Annotated in this window: 16 protein-coding genes; 2 read left to right on the plus strand and 14 right to left on the minus strand. The window is 66.5% G+C overall.

The window, feature by feature from the left end; genetic code table 11:
* Positions 1–34 precede the first annotated feature (34 nt).
* The 13 genes from ftsZ to AC4PRM_RS02135 form a co-directional block, all read right to left on the minus strand.
* A complete protein-coding gene (gene ftsZ / locus AC4PRM_RS02075; RefSeq protein WP_492038605.1) occupies positions 35–1594 on the minus strand; it encodes a cell division protein FtsZ in 1560 nt (519 codons plus the stop codon).
* Positions 1595–1843: 249 nt separating this feature from the next.
* Positions 1844–5242, minus strand: a complete 3399-nt coding sequence (locus AC4PRM_RS02080) for a TonB-dependent receptor domain-containing protein (RefSeq protein ID WP_492038606.1) — start codon at positions 5240–5242, stop codon at positions 1844–1846.
* 196 nt (positions 5243–5438) lie between these two features.
* Positions 5439–6764 (minus strand): cell division protein FtsA, encoded by a 1326-nt coding sequence (ftsA, locus tag AC4PRM_RS02085; RefSeq protein WP_373255856.1) that lies wholly within the window; start codon positions 6762–6764, stop codon positions 5439–5441.
* A gap of 21 nt (positions 6765–6785) precedes the next feature.
* On the minus strand, positions 6786–7685 hold the full coding sequence (locus AC4PRM_RS02090) for a cell division protein FtsQ/DivIB (protein ID WP_492038607.1): 900 nt from the start codon (positions 7683–7685) through the stop codon (positions 6786–6788).
* Entirely contained in the window at positions 7673–8608 is a 936-nt protein-coding gene (locus AC4PRM_RS02095) for a D-alanine--D-alanine ligase (protein WP_492038608.1), read from the minus strand. Before AC4PRM_RS02095 ends, AC4PRM_RS02090 begins: the two co-directional genes overlap by 13 nt.
* 12 nt (positions 8609–8620) lie before the next feature.
* On the minus strand, positions 8621–9532 hold the full coding sequence (murB, locus tag AC4PRM_RS02100) for a UDP-N-acetylmuramate dehydrogenase (protein WP_492038609.1): 912 nt from the start codon (positions 9530–9532) through the stop codon (positions 8621–8623).
* Positions 9529–10968: a UDP-N-acetylmuramate--L-alanine ligase gene (gene murC / locus AC4PRM_RS02105; protein WP_492038610.1), complete on the minus strand. Its 1440-nt coding sequence runs from the start codon at positions 10966–10968 to the stop codon at positions 9529–9531. The genes murB and murC overlap by 4 nt, the downstream gene beginning before the upstream one ends.
* 198 nt (positions 10969–11166) lie before the next feature.
* On the minus strand, positions 11167–11832 hold the full coding sequence (scpB, locus tag AC4PRM_RS02110) for an SMC-Scp complex subunit ScpB (protein WP_492038611.1): 666 nt from the start codon (positions 11830–11832) through the stop codon (positions 11167–11169).
* Positions 11829–12650: a segregation and condensation protein A gene (locus AC4PRM_RS02115; protein ID WP_492038612.1), complete on the minus strand. Its 822-nt coding sequence runs from the start codon at positions 12648–12650 to the stop codon at positions 11829–11831. Before AC4PRM_RS02115 ends, scpB begins: the two co-directional genes overlap by 4 nt.
* A complete protein-coding gene (locus AC4PRM_RS02120; RefSeq protein ID WP_492038613.1) occupies positions 12647–13099 on the minus strand; it encodes a hypothetical protein in 453 nt (150 codons plus the stop codon). Before AC4PRM_RS02120 ends, AC4PRM_RS02115 begins: the two co-directional genes overlap by 4 nt.
* On the minus strand, positions 13096–14142 hold the full coding sequence (gene nagZ / locus AC4PRM_RS02125) for a beta-N-acetylhexosaminidase (RefSeq protein WP_492038614.1): 1047 nt from the start codon (positions 14140–14142) through the stop codon (positions 13096–13098). The genes AC4PRM_RS02120 and nagZ overlap by 4 nt, the downstream gene beginning before the upstream one ends.
* A gap of 5 nt (positions 14143–14147) precedes the next feature.
* Entirely contained in the window at positions 14148–14921 is a 774-nt protein-coding gene (locus AC4PRM_RS02130) for an SPOR domain-containing protein (protein WP_492038615.1), read from the minus strand.
* Positions 14922–14991: 70 nt separating this feature from the next.
* A complete protein-coding gene (locus AC4PRM_RS02135; protein ID WP_492038616.1) occupies positions 14992–16167 on the minus strand; it encodes a deoxyguanosinetriphosphate triphosphohydrolase in 1176 nt (391 codons plus the stop codon).
* 65 nt (positions 16168–16232) lie between these two features.
* On the opposite strand from AC4PRM_RS02135, the gene AC4PRM_RS02140 reads away from it, so the two are divergent.
* Positions 16233–16610, plus strand: a complete 378-nt coding sequence (locus AC4PRM_RS02140) for a HesB/IscA family protein (RefSeq protein ID WP_492038617.1) — start codon at positions 16233–16235, stop codon at positions 16608–16610.
* Between the two features lie 74 nt (positions 16611–16684).
* A complete protein-coding gene (locus AC4PRM_RS02145) occupies positions 16685–17434 on the plus strand; it encodes a hypothetical protein (protein ID WP_492038618.1) in 750 nt (249 codons plus the stop codon).
* Positions 17435–17437: 3 nt separating this feature from the next.
* Here AC4PRM_RS02145 and AC4PRM_RS02150 read toward each other — a convergent pair whose 3' ends face one another.
* Positions 17438–18769 carry a dihydroorotase gene (locus AC4PRM_RS02150; protein WP_492038619.1) on the minus strand — a complete coding sequence of 444 codons (1332 nt, stop codon included), beginning with the start codon at positions 18767–18769 and terminating at the stop codon, positions 17438–17440.
* Positions 18770–18773: the final 4 nt, after the last annotated feature.

Raw genomic sequence — 18773 nt, forward strand, 5'->3', positions numbered from 1 at the left:
GGGGCCGAGGCGGTGGATCAGTCTTTGCGCTGGCCTAGTTGGCCAGACGGCGCAAAAAAGACGGGATCTCCAGGTCGTCCTGGGCCTCCGGCTCCGGTGCGGGCTGGGCCGAGCTGGTCGGCCGCATCTGGGGCGCATAGTTCGATTGTTGCGGCTGCGGCTGGGGCTGGCGCTTGCCACGCCCGAACAGGCTCCAGCCGCTCTTGCGGTGGTCCCGGTCGTCATAGTCGTCATAGGCCGGCTGCTCTTCGCGCGCCTGAGGAGCAGGCTGCTGGTAACCGCGATCCATGTAGAGGTCGCCTTGCGGGGCCGGAGCCTCCGCAGCCGTGCGTGGGGCGCTTTCGTACTCCTCGACCCAGGGATCGACGATGGGATCGAGCTTGCGATCCTCGGCGACGTGGATCACCGGCTCGCGTACGGGCTCCGGCGCGGGGGCCTGATAGGTCGAAGCCTGGTAGGCCGGAGCGGACTGGAAGCTCGGCACCACGGGCGCGGCCTCGGAACGAACAGGCTCCGAGCGGACGGGCTCGCTGCGAACCGGCTCGGCGGCGCGCGGTGCATAGGTCGGGGTCGAGCGGCGGCTGTCGATGATTGACGAGGTTGCGGCCGGCGGGGCCTTGGCCACGGCCAGGTCTTCCATGCCTGTGGCGACGACGGACACACGGATCTTGCCGTCCAGGGCCGGGTCGAAGGCGGCACCGAAGATGATGTTGGCGTCGGAATCGACTTCGCCCGCGATGGCGTTGGCGGCTTCGTCGACTTCCAGCAGGGTCATGTCCATGCCGCCGGTAATGTTGACCAGCACGGCCTTGGCGCCCTTCAGGCTGGTCTCGTCCAGCAGAGGGTTGGCGATGGCGTTCTGGGCCGCCATCAGGGCGCGGTCGTCGCCCGAGGCCTCGCCCGTGCCCATCATGGCCTTGCCCATTTCGGACATGACGGCGCGGACGTCGGCGAAGTCGAGATTGATCAGGCCCGGCAGGATCATCAGGTCGGTGATCGAGCGCACGCCCGAGTGCAGGACCTGGTCGGCCATGCCAAAGGCATCGGCGAAGGTGGTCCGCTCATTGGCGACGCGGAACAGGTTCTGGTTGGGGATGACGATCAGGGTGTCGACGTAGCGTTGCAGCTCGGCGATGCCCGCATCGGCCAGACGCATGCGGTGACGACCTTCGAAGGTGAAGGGCTTGGTCACGACGCCGACCGTCAGGATACCGCGGTCGCGGGCGCATTTGGCGATGACGGGGGCCGCACCGGTGCCGGTGCCGCCGCCCATGCCGGCGGTGATGAACACCATGTGGGCCCCTTCCAGGTGCCCGTAGATTTCCTCGGCGGATTCCTCGGCAGCATTCATGCCGACTTCAGGGTGAGCGCCCGCGCCCAGGCCTTGGGTGATCGTCTCGCCCAGCTGGACCCGACGGTCGGTCTTGGCAAAGCTCAGGTGCTGGGCGTCGGTGTTGGCGACGACGAACTCGACCCCTTCAAGGCCGGCGTCGATCATGTTGTTGACGGCATTGCCGCCTGCACCACCCACGCCGAAGACGACGATCCGGGGTTTCAGATCCGCGCTTTGCGGACGTACCAGCGAGAGAGACATATTCTGTAGACCCTATCCGACCCTGCCCTGCAGCTCCGATGCGAAATCCCCGCCGATTCGCATTGGTTATGAGCGCGTTAAGGAAACGCCCAAACTGCTTAAGAGAAGGTTACCGGATAACTTGAGTCGGTCCGCATGCCACGGAAATCGTTAACCTTGGCCGCAGTTTGCCGGGGGTCATCCACAGCGAAACGAAAAAGGGCGGCTCTTGCGAGCCGCCCTTTCCGTGCTTCCTGGAAGCGATACTTCTTAGAACACCTTGTAGTTCAGACCGACGAAGAAGCGACGGCCGTAAGGGTCGAAGGTCGATGCGAAGCCGAGGTATGCCGGCGGCTCGACGTCCGTCAGGTTGGTGACACCAGCGCGCAGCTGAAGCTGCTCGGTGACGTCATAGCGGACGTTCACATCGTGGCGGACGAAGTTACCCGTGTCGTACCAGTCGGTCGGCGACTGATCGAGGTTACCGGAGGCCACGACGTTGCGGATCTTGTTCAGATCCTGCGCCACCATGAAGTCGGCCAGCCAGCTGATGCTGAACTTGTCGTTCGGTGCCCAGGTCAGTCGCGACGTACCTTCGAAGCGCGGATAGAAGACGCCGGTCGCCAGATCGCCGAACTCGTTCGGGTTCGTTAGGCTGGTGAACTGCTTCTGTTCGATCAGCCACAGGGCGCCAAGCTGGTAGCCGATCTGGCCCAGGTTCACACCGAACACTTCTTCGGTGTCGATGCTGTAGCTGGCCGTGATGTCCAGACCGCGCGTTTCAAGCTTGGCGAAGTTGAGGGTCTGCAGGGTGAAGCCACCCAGCGGATCGCCAACCGGTCCACCGATCTTGAAGACGTTGAACGGATCCGCGTCGTTGTTCGGGTTGTTGCGGCGAACCAAGCTGCAGGCCAGGTCGTCGAGTTCGGCACCGTTCACGCACTGCTCGGCGATGGCTTGGCCGCCAGGCGTGACGATGACGTCGTCGATGGTGATCTCGTAGTAGTCGAGCACCAGGCTGAAGTTCGGGATGAACCGGGGGCGCAGGACCGTCGAGAAAGTGAACGATTCCGACGTCTCGGGACGCAGATCGGGGTTGCCACCCAGGACGCTGGCGATGCCAGAGCCGTAGGTTGGGCGGTAGTCGTCATCGACCGTAGTCGTGCTGTTGTCGAAGTCGTAGGTCAGGCCCCGTTCAGCCGCCAGTGCCGTACAGTTTGCGATCCGGTTGGCGCGGATCGTGGCAGCGTTGTCACCAGCGAAGGCCGCGATGGCGCGCGAGTCGCAAGGGTCGGTGAACGGCGGGTTCACGAACGTCTGAACGTTGGGACGGAAGTTCTCGGTCAGGTTCGGGGCCCGGAAGGCCGTGTTGAAGCTGGTCTTGAACGTGATGTCCCGGATCGGACGGTAGACCAGGCTGACGCCGTAGACGTCGCCCGTACCCGAGGTGGTGTAGTCGAAGTAGCGATACGAACCGCTCAGTTCGGCAAACTCACCCAGCCAGCTGTCGCGGAACAGCGGGATGGCGACTTCACCGAAGAACTCTTCGGTTTCATATTCGACGCCCAGGAAGTCCGGACCGGTGTTCAGCTGCAGCAGACGACCGTTGGTCGAGCGGTTGCGGCCGATACCGTCGGTGTATTCACGGCGATACTCGGCACCGACGGCGAAGCCGATGGCACCCGCACCCCAGAAGTCGCCCAGTTCACCACCGAAGGTAGCGACGGCGCTTTCCTGGATGTTGGTTTCCTCGACCGTAACCGAAGCCGAGATGTAATCGATGCCGGCTTGCGACTGATTGCCTTTACCGAAGACGTTCAAGGGAACGCAGCCGGCGATTTCTGGGTTGGTCGTCGGGTCGGTGTAAACTTGGGTGGCCGTACCAGGGTTCTGCTCCTGGATGGCGATGCCGCGGGCGGCCAGCAGGCGGACCCGGCAGACCACTTCGCCCGGACGACCGTTGACTTCACCACCGGTGTCGACAACCGAGTCCATCGCGTGACCGAAGCGGATCGCGTCAGGACCGGTTTCGAGGTTGGTGTTGTTCATCTCGCCACGGGTGTACGACACGCCCCAGTTGGCATTGTTGATGAAGCCGATACGGTCGTAGCTGCCTTCCAGAGCCGCAACGTAACGCTGGATTTCACGGTTGTTGGTCTGTGTACGCGGAATACCGAAGCCGCGGTGCAGAGCGATCGGCGCGGCAACCGGAGCCCCAGGCGCACCCGGCGCCGTAGCGGTCGGGTTGGCATAGGGGATGAAGGTGTTGTTCTGGATGGCCGTGACCAGGTTGGCCGGCAGGAAGGCATTGTCCAGACGCGTGGCGAACGAGCTGGTGCCGCCAATCAGACCCGGACCCGACAGCGAACCACCGTTACAGGTACGAGCCGGCGAACCGAAGGGCGTGCCACCGCAGGCCAGGCCGGCGTCGACGATGAAGATATCCCAGAAGGAGAACTGGCCTTGGTCGAAGGCGTCTTCCGTCGTGTATTTCGCTTCAAGAGTGGCGCGGATGTTGTCGTTGACCTGGAAGTTGGCACCGACCTGATAACGCTGGGCTTCCTGTTCGGGGAAACGGGTGAGGGCATCAAAGGCCGTCAGGCCCGCTGCCTCGCCGTCGCCGCCGATGTTCCAGGGACGGCTGGCACCGGTGTTGCCGATGCGCTGACCGAAGTCCGCCAGACGGGCGGTCGTACCATCGAACCAGTAGGTGTAGGCCGGATCGACGTTGAAGCAGTTACCCGATGTGGAGAAGCTGCGGCAGGCCGCGACCGGAATGTCGGGATCGGTCGTCGCGCTGGGGCGCTGCATGTTGGCCAGCGTCGTGGAACCCCACTGCGGGCGGTCCAGACGACGGGCGTTATAGAACTCCGCCTGGTCGATGAAACCATCGGTCGCACGTCCGATAGCCGGGTTGGTCGGGTCGGCATCGATGCCCAGGGCGACGCGGCTGCGCGCGATCCAGTCGATCTGGTCCGAGCGGACCGAGTCGGCCTTTTCATATTCGCCGAAGGCATAGAGGTTCAGGCGATCGTCCAGCAGGTTGATACCGCCCAGCACGGAGACGCGGCGGGTCGCGGCGTCGCCACCCTGGACCAGTTCACCGTAGTTGGCGTCGATCTCGAGGCCTTCATAGTCCTTGCGCAGGGTGTAGTTGATCACGCCCGAAACGGCGTCGGCGCCGTAAACGGACGAGGCACCACCGGTGATGATCTCGATGTTCTGGATCAGCAGGCGCGGAACGGTCGACACGTCGACCGACAGAGTACCCGCCGACGAACCAACGTGACGACGACCGTCAACCAGCGTCAGCGTACGGCCTGAACCCAGCGAGCGCAGGTTGGCGAACTCGAGGCCGCCGTCGTTCAGGCCGGAGCCGGTGGTGTCGGAAGGCACCAGCGAGTTGGACAGGGCGGGAATGGTCGCCAAGTAGTCGATGACCGTGGCCTGACCCGTGTTCAGCAGGTCCGTGCCCTGGATCGTCTGGATCGGGGCGGCAACCGTGGTGGGGTCACGACGGATACGCGAACCGGTAACGACAACGTCGCCGATTTCGGTCGCTTCCGGGTCCTGCGAGACAGGAGCGGATTGAGCGAAGGCCGGAGCCATAACGGCCATGACGCCCGCGAGGATCGTCGTACCGAAGAGATACTTGCGCTTCAAAACCATGTGTAAGGCCCCACCAGATAAAAGATTCGAGACGCGGATCGCCGAACGGCACAATCCACTTGGTTTCACGCTTAACAGCATCGCCGTCCACGGCAAGCGATTGTGTCCACTTGGCGACCAATCAGGGCCATTGATGTTACAATCTGGACACAGTCTCGTCACGGATCACATATCGCCGTGTGGCAGGCGGCCGCGACTACAGGTTTTTTTGCAGCCAGCCCGCCATCCGGGCCACCAAGCCGCCCTGGTGGACGCGGGGACCATCAGCGGCGGTGATCTGGCGTGACATCAGCTTGCGGGCCGAGACGGCCTCACGCGGGCCGTAGGCCGCACGCAGAAGTACGCCTGCCGCCGAGCAGAAGGCGGGTCCGGAAGCCGCATCCGCCAAATGTGGCGCACGTTGGGGCTTGCCCAGACGCACAGGGCGATCGAACACCCGCACGGCCAGTTCGCGCACGCCGTTCAGCTGGCTGGCCCCGCCGGTCAGGACGATGCCGGCACCGGGTTCCAGAACGCCCGCGGCCTTGAGTCGGTCGCGCAACAGCTCCAGCGTTTCCTCGACCCGGGGGGCGATGACGGTTTTCAGCATGGCGCGCGGCACGACGACGGAGCCGGCGGACGTGTCCTCGCCCCGCGGCGGGGCCTCCAGCATCTCGCGGTCCTCATTGGCGCTGGCCATGGCCGAACCGTGCAGGGTCTTCAGACGCTCGGCACCGGCGCGGCTGGTCGACAGGCCGCGAGCGATGTCGGAGGTCACGTGGTCTCCGCCGACGTTGATCGATTCGATATGCAGCAAGGACCGCCCGGCCCACACCGCCGCCGTGGTCGAGCCGGCCCCCATGTCGATGCAGACGCAACCCAGATCCATCTCGTCGTCTTCCAGCGCGGCGAGGGACGAGACGACGGGCGCAGACGCCACGCCCTGAAGGTCGAGATGCGCCAGCTCAAGGCAATGGCTCAGGCCGTTGAAGGCGCTCTCGGCCATGGAGACGACTAGCAGGTCGAGGCCGAGCGAGGTGCCGCGCATCGACCGCGGATCATGCACGCCCCTGGCCCCGTCGACCGACCAGTTGATCGGCAGGACGTGGATCGGACGGCGGTTCGGATAGCGAATCTGAGCCAGGGCCATGGCGATGGCGCGTGCCAGGTCGGCGTCGCCGACGGGATTGCTGCCCAGGGAGACCCGGGCCTGAACCCTGTGGCTGGCCATCTGGCCGATGGCGGTCGTGACAACGACGCCGGAGACAGGCGAACCCGCCGCCTTCTCGGCCCGTTCGACGGCGTGGCCTATGGCCTGGGCCGCCTCGTCCATATTGACGATGCCGCCACCGCGCACGCCGCGCGACTGGACGTGACCGGCACCGGCGACCCGGATGGTGCGATCGGCGTGGCGCACGCCCTCGGGCTTCATGATGAAACAGGCGACCTTGGACTGGCCCAGGTCCAGTGCGGCCACGACGGGCGCGCGTCCAGCCGCGCCCTTTGCGCTGTTGATCGTCTTGTCGGTGGTGCGGCCAGCCATGATCGTCTCTTCTTGTTCTTGTCAGGTCGCGCTGTCGGAGCGCCGGACGGCCAGCTCCTCGGGCGTTCGCAGATCGATACGGGCAAAGCCCAGCTCCAGCAGCCGCTCGCGCTGATCCAGCGCATCCAGGCGGATTAGGGCGGCTTCCTGTTCTGTGGCCGGCAGCTGGATCAGGCCGCCATCCTTGAGCAGCAGATTCCAGCGGCGATTGTCGACGCGGACCAGCGCTTCAACGCGGCTCTGCAGGCGCGGACGTTCGGCGATCAGCGGCAGGATTTCAGACGCGGTCTCATTGGCTCCGGCCCCGACGACCAGCGGCAGATTCGGATAGCGACCCGCATCGGCTCCCTCGATGACCTGCCCCTTGCCGTCGACCACGAAGTTGCGGCCTCCGGACTGCCATACGGCCAGACGGTCGTGTTCGATCACCTGAACCACCAGCCGGTCGGGCAGCAGGCGCACGACGCGCGCTTCCTTGACCCAGCCGACCTGTTCGACCCGCTGCCGGATGGCATCAAGGTCGAGAGAGGTCATCGGCTGGTCGGCGGTGACGGCTATGGCCCGGCGGATGGCGGCATTGGCTTCGGGCGATGAGCCGCGAATATCGACCTGCGTCAGCTTCAGGCCCATGGCGGCGGTTGCGCCGTCCACGCCATTGGACAGGGAGTTCCCGATCCGCTCGGCTCGCGCGCCGGTCGCCAGAACGCCACCCAGGACGACGACCCCGGCGACGATGGCAATGATCACGGCACGGGGCGACATGTCCATCCGGCCGAGGACGGCCATCTTGCCGGGCACGCCTGGTGCGTTTCTGGGTGCATTTTTGGGCGCACGTCCGCGACCACCCGATTTCGGGGCGGCGGCGCGTTTGGGAGGCTGGCCGGCGCTCTGTCGCCGACCGCCGCGCACTACCGCGGGCATGAGGCGTCCTCCACCATCCATCGGACCAGGGTTGGGTAGTCCATACCGACATGGGCCGCCTGCTCTGGAACCAGAGACGTGGGGGTCATGCCGGGCTGGGTATTGACCTCCAACAAGACGAGATCGTCGTTAATATCGTCATAACGAAAGTCCGATCGGGACACGCCGCGACAGCCCATGGCGACATGGGCCAGCTCCGACTGACGCAGGGCCTTTTCGAACACGGCGGGCGGCAGCTGGGCCGGCAGCACGTGGCGCGATCCGCCCGGCGCATATTTGGCTTCGTAGTCGTAAAAGCCCTTGGTCGGCGTGATGTCGGTGACGGTCAGGGCGCGTGGGCCGGTCGCCTCGCCGATGACGGTGACGGCCAGTTCGGCCCCGGCGATAAAGGGCTCGACCATCACCAGATCGCCATAGGTCCAGTCGTCGGCGGCGGGGGCGGCACAGGGCCCCTCGCCTGCCCGCACCAGATAGACGCCGACGGAAGAGCCCTCCGCATTGGGCTTGATGACATAGGGCGGCGGGATCACGTGCCCTGCGGCCACCGCGAACCGGTCGAACAGGCCGCCGCCCGGCACGACGACGCCTGCGGCCCGCAGCACGGCCTTGGACTTGTCCTTGTCCATCGCCAGCGCCGACGAAAGCACGCCGGAGTGGGTGTAGGGGATCTGCAGCGTCTCGAGGATACCCTGGACGCAGCCGTCCTCGCCCCATTCGCCGTGCAGGGCGTTGAAGACGACGTCGGGTTTGAGCGCGGCCAGAACCTGGGCCAGGTCGCGGCCCGCGTCGACGCGCGTGACCCTGGCCACCTGCCCTTCCAGAGCGTCAGCGCAACCCTTACCGGACGACAGCGACACCTCGCGCTCGGACGACAGTCCGCCCATCAGGACGGCGACGTGCAGATCAGCGAGGGGGCGGGTCATGGGGCAATGAACTCAGAGCGGGCGGCCGATCCTCTTGATCTCCCAATCAAGGTTTACGCCGAGTTTACTTTTCACATCCGCGCGGACTGTTTCTCCCAATCCTTCGATATCCGCGGCCGTCGCCTCGCCGGGGTTGATCATGAAGTTGGAGTGCAGTTCGCTGAACATGGCCCCGCCGCCGGTGACGGCGTGGAGCTTTCCGCGCCAGCCCGCTTCGTCGACCAGTTTCCAGCTGGAATGGCCGGGCGGGTTCTTGAATGTGGAGCCGCCGGTCTTTTCGCGGATCGGCTGGGTCTGTTCGCGGCGGCTGGTGATCTCGCTGATGCGGGCGGCGACGGCCTCGGGTGCATCAGGCGTGCCGCGATAGGTGGCCTCGATCCAGATAATGTCGGCGGGTGCCTCGGAGTGGCGATAGGTGTAGCCGAAGTCAGCCAGGGTATAATCCACCCGCTCGCCCGACCGCGTCAGGCCCCAGGCCGAGACCAGAATGTCCTTGGTTTCCGAGCCATAGCAGCCCGCATTCATGGTCAGGGCCCCGCCGATGGTGCCGGGAATGCCCGCATAGAACTCCAGCCCTGCAAGCCCGGCTTTGGCCGAGGCCTTGGCGACCATGGAATCGAGTGCGCCCGCGCCCGCTGTAATGGTGTCGCCCTCGGTCGTGATCCCGGCGAAAGGGCGCCCGGCCAACCGGATGACCACACCCTCAACGCCGCCGTCGCGCACGATGACGTTGGAGCCGACGCCGAGGACGGTCACGGGGACGGACGGGTCGACTGCCTTCAGGAAGTCGGCGAGGTCGTCGGGGTCTGCGGGAATGAACAGGGCGTCAGCGCTTCCGCCCACGCGGAACCAAGTGAAGGGCGCGAGGGGTTCGTCGAGCAGCAGCTTGCCGCGGACGGAGGGAAGGCTGTCTCGCCAGCTCAAGACCGCGCCTCCAACTGCCCCGGCAGGGCATAGGCCCACTGGGTGATATCGCCGGCGCCCAGCAGGACGACCAAGTCGCCCGACTTGGCCTCGTCGGCCACAACACCGGCCAGGGTTTCGACCCCCTCCAGCGGCTGCACCGAGCGGTGGCCGAAGCGGCGGATACCTTCGACGAGGGCGTGTTTGTCGATGCCGTTCAGGGGCTCCTCGCCCGCCGGATAGACGTCGGCGACGATGACCGCGTCGGCGTCGGAGAAGCAGGTCGAGAACTCCTCCATCAGGTCGCGCAGGCGGGTGTAGCGGTGCGGCTGGACCACGGCGATGACGCGGCCGTGGCCGTCTGCGTTCTGGGCCACCTGGCGGGCGGCCTTTAGGACGGCGGCGATCTCGACCGGGTGGTGGCCATAGTCATCGACGATGCGCACGCCGCCTACGACGCCGGTGGTGGTGAAGCGCCGCTTGACCCCGCCGAAGCCGGCCAGACCGGCCTTGATGGCGGCGTCGTCCACGTCCAGCTCGCGCGCGACGGCGATCGCGGCCAGCGCATTGGCGATGTTGTGCCCACCGGCCATGGGCAGGTGCAGGCCCTCGATCCGCGTTTCGTCGGCCTCTGTGCCCGCGCCCTTGAAGACGGCGTCGAAGCGACAGCCGTCGGGGCCCATGTCGATGTTCTCGGCCCGGACCATGGCTTGGGGGTTCAGGCCATAGGTGACCAGACGCCGGTTATCGATGGCGGCCACCAGACGCTGGACCTCCGGATGATCCAGACAGACGGCGGCGAAACCGTAGAAGGGGATGTTCTCCACGAAATCGACGAAGGCCTTCCGCACCCCGTCGAAGTCGCCGTAGTGATCCAGGTGTTCCGGGTCGATATTGGTGACGATGGCCACGGTGGATTTCAGGCGCAGGAAACTGCCGTCGCTCTCGTCCGCCTCGACCACGATCCAGTCGCCGTCCCCGACCTTGGCGTTGGTCCCATAGGCGTTGATGATACCGCCGTTGACGATGGTGGGGTCCAGTCCGCCCGCGTCCAGCAGGGCCGCGACCATGGAGGTCGTCGTCGTCTTGCCGTGGGTGCCGCCGACCGCGATGGAGAATTGCAGCCGCATCAGCTCGGCCAGCATCTCGGCCCGGCGGACCAGGGGGATGCGGCGGGCGCGGGCCTCGACCATTTCCGGATTGGTCGGTTGAACCGCCGTGGAATAGACCACCGCCGAGACGCCCTCGCTGACGTGCGCGGCGTCATGGCCGATGAAGATGCGGGCCCCCAGCTTTTCCAGCCGCTCGGTATTGGCGGACGATTTGGCGTCCGAGCCCTGAACCGAATAGCCGATCTTGAGCATGATCTCGGCGATGCCGCTCATGCCGATGCCGCCTATGCCGACGAAATGCACGGGGCCGAGATTGAAGGGGACGGGTCTAAGGCGAGCGATCATCCAAGCGGATTAGCAAACGGGGGGAGCGACGCAAGGTGATCCTTTCCCAGTCCATGGCGAAGAATGGGGGTGGCCTGATGCCTGCGTCCGCTTTTGACGTGACCGCATGCCATGATGCCATTTAAAGGGGAGTGTTGCAGATAGGTGGACCGAGTGGACTGAGTGGACTCTGTTTTGTCGTCCAACCAACGCGCCGCCTCAGCTCTGGTCCTCGGCCACGAAATCCTGCGCGAACTCGGGGCTGTCCTCGTCGCCGGGCAGAAGGGGCTCATCATCGCCGTCGGAGGCGCGGGACGGGTCGGGGACCTCGAAGCCGACGGGTATGGACAGGTCCAGCAGGCCGGCGGCCTTCATCTCCTGCACGCCGGGCAGATCGTACAGATTGGACAGTCCGAAATGCTCCAGGAACCGGTCGGCGGTGGCATAGGTCACGGGGCGACCGGGCGTGCGCCTGCGGCCCTTCAGCTTGACGAAGCCCATCTCCAGCAGCAGGTCCAGCGTGCCGCGCGACAGGGAGACACCGCGCACGCTCTCGATCTCGGCGCGGGTGCAGGGCTGGTGATAGGCGATGATGGCCAGGGTCTCGAGCGCGGCCTTCGACAGGCGGCGCGGCTCTTCCCGTTCTTCGGTCATCATGAAGGACAGGTCGGCGGCCGTGCGGAAGCGCCAGCGATCGGCGACGCATTCCAGCTCGACCCCCCGCCCCTGATAGCGGTCGCGCAGGGCCGATATGGCGCCGCCGACATCCGCACCCTCAGGCAGGCGGCGGGCGATCTCGGCAGCCGAAAGCGGGCCCGAAGCGGCGAACAGCAGGGCCTCGACCCGGCGCTCGATCTCGGTGTCGTCGGGGGCGAACTGGATCATGGCGTCAGTTCCAGCGGCATCCCCTGCCCCCGCCGCTTCAGATACACCTCGGCAAAGGCCGTCGCCTGTTTAACGTCCATCGCCCCCTCCTTGACCAGTTCCAGACTGGCCGAAAGGGTGGAGGCGGTAAAGCTGGCCTGGGAGGGGCCGTCGGTGTCGGTGCGCTCGGGCGCGACGCGGTCCAGCGGTGTCCAGTCTTCCATGCGGGGCAGGATGTCGCGCAGCCAGTCGCGGGCCGCTTCCAGCGCGAAGGCCTCGACCCGCTGACCGGGATTATAGCGCCGCTGCTCCTCGCGCCGCCGCTGGGCCACGTAGGCGGCCATCAGTTCGTACAGGCTGGCGTCGATGCGGTCGGACGGGACGATGACGGTGGCCTCCGGGTCGCCGCGCGTGAAGACGTCGCGCCTCAGCTGGGGGCGGCTGGTGATCGCCTCGACCGCGCGGCGCATCGCCTCCAGCTTCTGCAGACGGAACGCGAGGGCGGCGGCCATTTCCTCGGCCGGTGGTTCCTCGCCCTTGCCCTTTTCGGTGCGGGGCAGCAGCAGGCGGGACTTCAGATAGGCCAGCCAGGACGCCATCACGAGATAGTCGGCCGCGAGGGCGAAATTCCTGCGCCGCGCCTCGTGCACGAAGGCCAGATACTGTTCGGCCAGCCGGGTGATCGACAGCTTGAGCAGATCGACCTTTTGCGTCCGGGCCAAGGCCAGAAGGACATGCAGGGGGCCTTCATAGCCGTCCAGATCGACGACGAAGGCCTCGCGCGCATCGACCTGTTCGACGGCGGTGAAGTCCAGATTGGGCTGGAAGGCTTCGGTCATCCCCGCTCGCCGTCATGCAGGCTGCAGCCTTCAAAGGTGATGTAGGTCAGGTCCGACCCGTGCAGACCGACCGCTGTGGCACGCCGTAGGATCGCATCCCGGTAGGCCGGCTGGCAGAGGTCGATGCCCTGGCCAGCATCGATCGCTTTCAATACCCAGACGTATTCATTGAAGGCACTACGGCTGTCGATCCGCGCCATCGTGGCATCGAAGCCCGCCTGGCCGGCGTCGACGAAGGCGATCGAAAGACTGCTGTCGCGCGGATGACGCTTCACACGATATTGGGCGTGATACAGGTCAAGGCGGTCCTGGATCGCCAGCGACCTTGCGTATTCCAGTTGCGCCTGGCCGGAGAGACTGCGGTAGGTTTGAAGCTGCGGCGAGGATGTCTGACAGCCGCTCACAAGCGCGCCGAGTGTCAGGATTCCGAGCCAACTATGGCGTGTCATGCCTGCGCCTCGCCAACATCTGGCCCGCGGGCGGCATCCAGCTTTCCGGCCAGCATCGCGTCGAAACGGGCGCGGGCCTCGAACGCGTCCAGCGGCTCGGGCGTGTGGACGATGCGGGCCAGGGCGGCGTCGGCGCGCCGCCTGGCCCCGCCTTTCAGCTTGCCTGTGCCCTCGGCCACCTGACGCATCTCGGCCATGTCGCCGTTCCAGTGGACGACCAGGTCGCAGCCGGCCTTCAGCGAGGCCTCGGCCCGCTCGGTCAGGGTGCCGGACAGGGCGTTCATGACGAGGTCGTCCGACAGCAACAGACCGTTGAAGCCCAGATGCCGGCGGATCAGCTTGATGGCCTTTTTCGACTGGGTCGCGGGGCGCTTTTCGTCGATGGCGGTGAAGACGATGTGAGCCGTCATCGCGATCGGCATGTCGGACAGGGTCCTGAACGGCGCGAAGTCCCAGGCGTCCAGGGTGTCGAGGTCGGCATGGACGGTCGGCAGTTCCTTGTGGCTGTCGGCGAAGGCCCGTCCGTGCCCCGGCATGTGCTTGATGACCGGCAGGACACCGCCTGCCAGAAGCCCCTCGGCCGCGGCGCGGCCGAGCTGGGCCACGGTGGCGGGATCGGTCGCATAGGCGCGGTCGCCGATGATGTCGTGCGCCCCAGGCACCGGAACGTCCAGCACGGGCACGCAGTCGATGGTGATGCCGACGGCCCTCAGATCATGCGCCATCAGCCGTGCGCCCAGCCGGACCAGTTCGCGCGCGGCCAGCGGATCGTTGGTCGCCTTCAGATAGGCATTGCCGGGCGGATATTTGGGCCAGTGCGGCGGGCCCATGCGCTGGACCCGCCCGCCCTCCTGATCGATCAGGATGGGGGCGTCCCAGCCGACGCTGTCACGCAGATCGGCGGTCAGGGCGCGAACCTGATCCGGGCTGTCGATGTTGCGCCGGAACAGGATGAAGCCCCAGGGGCAGACTTCGGCGAAGAAGGCCCGCTCCTCGTCGGTCAGGCGATGGCCGCTACAGCCGTATATGGCGGCGCTGGTCACCCCGGTCAGCGCACGATGCAGTCGCCGCCGGAGGCCTTGATCGCATTGCACAGGCCGGTGGCCTGTTCGCGGCTGAGGCCCGCCACGCTGGTGCGATACAGGGTCGAGCCGCTAGAGGACTGGACCTCCTGGATGCGGCGCGAACCGCCTTGGGTGAAGCGGGAATAGCGACCGACGATAGCGTTGTACTGGGTCTCGGCGATGCCGGGCGTGGAGAAGGCGCCGATCTGGACGCTGGCGCTGCCGCCGGTGGTGGCTGGTGTGGCGGGGCGGGTCTCGGCGGGCGGTGCTGTCGGGCGTGGCGAGGGCGCAGGCGTCGGGGCCGGGCGGACGACGGGGGCAGCATCCAGCGGACGGGGTTCGGGACGCGGCTGGACCTCTTCCGGCGGGGCGGTGAAGGTCGGAGGCGTCGTCGGAACGCCCCCGGCATTGTCATAGACGTCGATGCCGGCGGCGGGATCGACCGGCTGGGCGTCGACGGGCGGCGCGGTCTTCATCTCGCCGACGACGGTGCCGACGGCGGGCGGCGCATCCTCGGACGGCGACAGCCCATCCATGTTGAACATGACGACGATGCCGATGATGATGGCCAGTAGCACCAGGGCGCTGACGATCAGGGTCACCGGCGGGGCCTTGCCGCCACCACCGCCGTTGCCGCCGCCGCGCGGACGGCGCGGGTCATAGCTCTGGCGGTCGAAGGGCAGGTCGTCGTCGGTCGGCGGCGTATAGGCCCCGCGGTCGCGGCCTGTGTTCGGACGATAGGGATCTTCGTGTGACATCGGTCGCGCCTTCAGTGTCCGCGCGAATCGGAGGCGCGGGTGATCAGTCTAGCCGCCCCGCCGTCAGGAATCACAGATCGAGGGCGAGGTCGAGGCTGAACAGCTTCTTGTGTTCCTCGATAGCGTAGCGGTCGGTCATGCCGGCGATGTAGTCGCAGACGGCGCGGGCGCGTTTCGCCTCGTCCGCCACGCCCGCCTTGCCGGACCATTCCGGCGGCATGGTCTCGGGTTCGGCCATGAACAGCTGGAACATTTCGGCCAGGATGCGCCGGGCCTGACTGCGGGTGCGGTTGACCCGGTAGTGGCGGTACATGCGCTGGTACAGAAACTGGCGCAGCACGCCCAGGTCGGCCAGCATCTGCGGCGAGAAGGCCACCAGGGTGCGGTCTGCGGTGCGGACGTCCTCGGTCGAGCGGATGCCTGCGGCCTCGATGCGGGCTTCGGTCTCGGCCAGCACATCCTCGACCATGGCCCCGATCATGCGGCGCACGGCCTCGATGCGGATCATCCGCTCGTCGATGTCGGGCCAGTCGCGGCGGGTCTGATGCAGGATCGGCCCGATCAGGGGCACCTGGGCCAGGTCGTCGAGGGTGAACAGGCCAGCCTGGACCCCGTCGTCCACATCATGGTTGTTATAGGCGATGTCGTCGGCGATGGCCGCAGCCTGGGCCTCCAGCGAGGCGAAGGTGCCCAGGCGCAGGTCCCAGCGGGGTGCATAGTCGGCGACGGCCTTCCACGCGGGCTCGGCCAGCATGTGGTTGACCGGGCCATTGTGCTTGATGACGCCCTCGATGGTTTCCCAACTGAGGTTCAGGCCCTCGAACTGGGGATAGCGTTCCTCCAGCTCGGTGACGACGCGGAAGGTCTGGACGTTGTGGTCGAAGCCGCCCCAGGGAAGCATCTGGGCCTGAAGCTCGTCCTCGCCTGCATGGCCGAACGGCGGATGGCCCAGGTCATGGGCCAGGGCCACGGTCTCGGCCAGATCGGTGTCCAGCCGCAGGGCGTGGGCCAGCGAGCGGGCGATCTGGGCGACCTCCAGGCTATGGGTCAAGCGGGTGCGATAGTGGTCGCCCTCATGCGCCACGAAGACCTGGGTCTTTTCCTTCAGGCGGCGAAAGGCGGTGGCGTGGATGATGCGGTCGCGGTCGCGGGCATAGGCGTTGCGCGTGCGGCTGATGGGCTCGTGGGTCAGGCGACCCCGGCTGTGTTCGGGGTATTCGGCGTAGGGCGCGCGGTCAAAGGACACGGGTAGCGGCTCATTTGATGGGGCCGACCGTTGCGGTCGCCCGTCAGCGCCTCATATAGAGGCCTGTGAGCACCGTCCAATCTCCAGCCCCGTTCCAGATTTCCCCGGCCACCGGCGGGCACGGCCTGTCGCTGTCCGACAGCGCGGCGAAACGGCTGGCGAAACTGGGCGAAGTCGAGGGCCATCCGGTCATGCTGCGCGTCGCCGTCGACGGCGGCGGCTGTTCGGGCTTCCAGTATCGGCTGGATCTGGTCCAGGCCGCAGAGGCCGACGACATCCGCATCGATAACGACGGACAGACCGCCCTGGTGGACGCCGTCTCCCTGCCCTTCCTCAAGGGGTCGGAGATCGCCTGGGTGGATGAACTGGCGGGCGCGCAGTTCGTGATCCGCAATCCGAACGCGGCCTCCAGCTGCGGCTGCGGGGTCAGTTTCTCGATCTGAGGGCGTTAAGCACGCCTGTGCTGGAACCCGTCTGCGTATCGTGGTTTTCTCTCGTCAGGGAAGGGAGAACCACCATGTTCGCACGCCGCCTTGCAGCCACATCACTCGCTTTCACCGTCGGTCTGGCTTCGACCGCATCGGCCCAGACGCCCCCTAGACTGTCGGACATGGTCGGGGCGCGCGCCGGACAGGCCGAGGGCGAACTTCAGCGCAGGGGCTATCAGGCCACGGACCGCAGCGAGGTCGTCGGCGACGGTCGCATGACCTACTGGCGGCGCGGCGACGAATGCGTGTCGATCATGACGCGGGACGGGCGGTACGATTCCATCAATCAGGCCGGGCGAAGCGAGTGTGGCGAAGGCAGCAACTCTTCGTCTGACGGAGCCGCAGCAGCGGTGGCCGGTGTGGCCCTGATCGGGCTGGTCGCGGCGCTGGCGTCCCACAACCGGCGGCACGGCGAGACGGATCGGGATCACGATCGGGAGTATGAGCGCGGCTATCAGGCGGCGCTTTACGGGGCCGACTATGACGATCGCCACGAGACCGAAGGCTATCACGACGGCTATCTGGCGGGTGAGGCCGAGGCCAGCAACCGCCGTCACTCCAACAGCCGGTGGGTTCGCGGTGCCCCGGATGCCGCGCAGCAGGCGTGTTCGCGTCGCGCGGACGAGTTCCAGAACCGCCCCTATGGCTCCAGCGTCCCGATCAGCGTGCGCGATGCCGGCAACGGGGAGTTGGAACTGACCATGGCCACAGGAAGCTATCGCTCGATCTGCCGCGTGACGGCCTCGGGCAATATCCGGTCTATGGACCCCTACTACTGAGGCTCAGGCCAAGGTCTCCATGAACCGCACGGGCCGACCGTGCGCCTGGCCGATCAGTTCGCCGTCCTTCATGACCACGCGACCGCGCACGAGGGTGGCGACGGCCTTGCCGGTCGCCTCGAAGCCGTCAAAGGGCGTCCAGCCGCAGCGGCTGGCCATGTCCTCATGCCGGATGGTGTGTTTCGCCTTCAGATCGACGAGGGTCAGGTCGGCGTCATAGCCCTCGGCCATGCGGCCCTTGTTCGCGGTGCCGAAGACGCGCTGGGCCCCGGCGGACGTCAGATCGATGAACCGCTCCAGCGACAGCTTTCCGTTCGCCACATGGGTCAGCATGACGGGCACGAGGGTCTGGACGCCCGGCATGCCGGAGGGTGAGGCCGGATAGGGCTTGGCCTTTTCCTCGATCGTGTGCGGCGCGTGGTCGGAACCCAGAACATCGACGACACCCTGCTGAATGCCATGCCACAGGCCCGCGATGTGCGGGGCGTTGCGGATCGGGGGGTTCATCTGGGCATAGCCCTTGAGGCGTTCGTAAGCCTCGTCACCATCCAGGGTCAGATGCTGGGGCGTGACCTCGACGGTGGCGACGTCCTTGTGCTCGGCCAGAAAGGCGATCTCTTCGGCGGTCGAGACGTGCAGGACGTGGATGCGCCGGCCGACCTCGCGCGCCAGGCGGACCAGGCGGCGGGTAGACATGATGGCGCTCTCGGCGTCGCGCACGTCGGTGTGGCTGGTCCAGTCGCCGGGACGGGCCAGGTCGCGGCGCTCGGCCAGACGGTATTCGTCCTCGGAATGGAAGGTGGCTCTACGGCTCACGTTCGACAGGACCTCGCGCACGCCGTCGTCGTCGGCGATCAGGAGGTCGCCGGTCGAGGCCCCCATGAAGACCTTGACCCCGCAGCAGCCGGGCAGCCGCTCCAGCTCGCCCAGATACGCCGCATTGCCGTGGGTGCCTCCGATGTAGAAGGCGTGGTCGGTCCACATCCGGTCGCGGGCGCGAGCCAGCTTGTCCTCAAGCGTGGCCGGATCGGTGGTGTTGGGATTGGTGTTCGGCATCTCGAATACGGCGACGACGCCGCCCAGGGCCGCGGCGCGCGAACCGGTTTCGAGGTCTTCCTTCCACTCCAGGCCCGGTTCGCGGAAATGGACCTGGGTGTCGATGACGCCGGGCAGGACGGTCAGGCCGGTCGCGTCGACCACCTCTCCCGCCGAAGCCTGGGACAGATCGCCGATGAAGGCGATGCGGCCGTCGCGGACACCGACGTCGGCCAGACCACGTCCCGCATGATTGGCCACTTCGCCGCCCCGGACGATCAGGTCGTAGGTCTGGGTCATGGCG

The sequence above is a fragment of the Brevundimonas sp. DW-iso22 genome, from assembly GCF_058725425.1.